General features: G+C 52.8%; 3 protein-coding genes and 1 pseudogene. All 4 read left to right on the top strand.

Translation table 11 applies throughout. The annotated features are described in order from the left end of the window. On the top strand, positions 1 to 237 hold a 237-nt coding region (tnpA, locus tag ACSZO4_RS25400; RefSeq protein WP_437891857.1), incomplete at its 5' end, for an IS200/IS605 family transposase. A 111-nt stretch (positions 238 to 348) separates the two neighbouring features. Next, positions 349 to 1,752: a chitoporin ChiP gene (chiP, locus tag ACSZO4_RS25395; protein ID WP_437891856.1), complete on the top strand. Its 1,404-nt coding sequence runs from the start codon at positions 349 to 351 to the stop codon at positions 1,750 to 1,752. Between the two features lie 42 nt (positions 1,753 to 1,794). Beyond that, positions 1,795 to 1,920: pseudogene (locus tag ACSZO4_RS25390) on the top strand (transposase); the annotation flags it as partial. 54 nt (positions 1,921 to 1,974) lie between these two features. Beyond that, the coding region (locus ACSZO4_RS25385) for a transposase (protein ID WP_437891858.1) at positions 1,975 to 2,153 on the top strand (179 nt) is incomplete at its 3' end.

The following is a 2,153-nucleotide window of genomic DNA, read 5'->3' as shown; positions in this document are numbered from 1 at the left end:
TGCATCAGCATACCGCCAAAATATTCGGTATCGACAGTCGTCGGCTATCTGAAGGGAAAAAGCGCGATAGCGATAGCACGGCACTTCGGCAGAGGTAAAAACTTCACCGGTGAAGTTTTCTGGGCACGAGGTTATTTCGTTTCAACAGTTGGTTTGGATGAAGCCACGGTCAGGGCATACATACGCAACCAGGAGAGAGAAGACGAACGATACGATCAAATGAAACTGAACGTATAGCAGCCGCCTTAGGCGGCTCATGGTTTGTCGGCGCCTTTGAGGCGCTCAGCCTAAAGCCTCCGGCTCTGCCGGAGGATACTTACTTCATAGTAACTAATAGAGGATCCTCAGATGTATACATTTAGTTGCAAAAGTAGCGCGCTGGTACTGGCTATTGCTGTCGTCACCACGATGTCGAGCTGGATCGTTGTTCCACAGGCCAGCGCAGCAGGTTTTATTGATGATTCCACGTTAACCGGCGGTATCTATTACTGGCAGCGTGAGCGCGACCGTAAAGACGTCACCGACGGCGATAAGTACAAAACCAACCTTTCACATTCAACCTGGAACGCCAACTTGGATTTCCAGTCCGGCTATGCTGCCGATATGTTTGGTATTGACGTGGCTGCCTTTACCGCAATTGAAATGGCGGAAAGCAGCGAAAGCGGTCACCCGAACGAAATTGCCTTCTCCTCAAGAAATAAAGCCTACGACGAAGATTACTCCGGCGACAAGAGCGGGATTAGCCTCTATAAAGCGGCGGCAAAATTTAAGTATGGCCCGACGTGGGCGCGCGCTGGCTATATTCTGCCAACCGGACAAACGCTGCTGGCTCCACACTGGAGCTTTATGCCGGGCACTTATCAAGGTGCCGAAGCCGGAGCCAACTTTGATTACGGCGACTCTGGCGCGCTGAGTTTCTCCTACATGTGGACGAACGAATACAAAGCGCCGTGGCACATTGAGATGGATGAGTTCTACCAGAACGATAAGAAGACGAAAGTCGATTTTCTGCACTCTCTGGGCGCCAAATATGATTTTAAAAATGACTTCATGCTGGAAGCCGCGTTTGGCCAGGCTCAAGGCTATATCGACCAGTATTTTGCTAAGGCCAGCTATAAATTTGACGTCGCCGGCGCTCCGTTAAGCACCAGCTATCAGTTCTACGGTACCCGCGATAAGGTCAGCAACGGCGGCGCGAACGATATTTATGACGGCACCGCCTGGCTGCAGGCGCTAACCTTTGGCTACAAGGTTGCCGACGTGCTGGACCTGCGTCTGGAAGGCACCTGGGTGAAGGCTGAAGGTCAGCAGGGCTACTTCCTGCAGCGTATGACTCCAACCTACGCATCCTCTAACGGTCGCCTGGACGTGTGGTGGGATAACCGCTCAGACTTCAACGCCAACGGCGAAAAAGCCGTGTTCTTCGGCGCCATGTACGACATGAAAAACTGGAATATGCCGGGCTGGGCGTTTGGTGCGTCTTACGTTTACGCGTGGGATGCGAAACCGGGCAAAATGGCAACGCCCGATGCGTACTACAACGCGGACAAACGTCTGGAAGAGTCGGCCTACAGCCTCGATGCCATGTACACCGTGCAGGACGGCCGGGCGAAAGGAACGCTGTTCAAACTCCACTTCACTCAGTACGACAACCACTCAGATATTCCAAGCTGGAGCGGCGGTTACGGCAACATCTTCCAGGATGAGCGCGACGTGAAGTTTATGGTTATTGCCCCGTTAACTATTTTATGACAGTCGAAAATATCACTGGACGAAGATAGTGCAGGCCAGTGATTGCTTTCGATCCACTGTATCGGTCCTTTGACCGCAAGCCTACTCTCAACTCAACTGGGTGATGGAAAACAGTATGACTGCAGCCGCGATTTTGCTGCCTCAACGGGCCTGGTGCCCCGGCAGTACTGAACCGCCCCGGGAATCCTGGAGACTAAACTCTTTGAGAGAGAGGTAGACAGGATGACTAAAAATACGCGTTTCTCCCCGGAGGTTCGTCAGCGCGCCGTCCGTATGGTTCTGGAAAATCAGAACGACTATGACTCACAGTGGGCAGCCCTCAGCTCCATCGCCCCCAAAATAGGCTGTACGCCTGAGACCCTGCGTATCTGGCTACGTCAGTATGAACGCGATGCCGGAGG

It is taken from the genome of Phytobacter sp. V91 (assembly GCF_965644225.1).
GTDB lineage: Bacteria > Pseudomonadota > Gammaproteobacteria > Enterobacterales > Enterobacteriaceae > CBFFRJ01.
The sequence above is the reverse complement of the archived record's forward strand: the minus strand, read 5'-3'. Positions and strand labels throughout refer to the sequence as shown.

What these genes read in the sequence shown, in the direction of transcription:
- chiP (WP_437891856.1), top strand. Translation starts at nt 349, where the DNA reads ATGTATACATTTAGTTGCAAAAGTAGCGCGCTGGTACTGGCTATTGCT.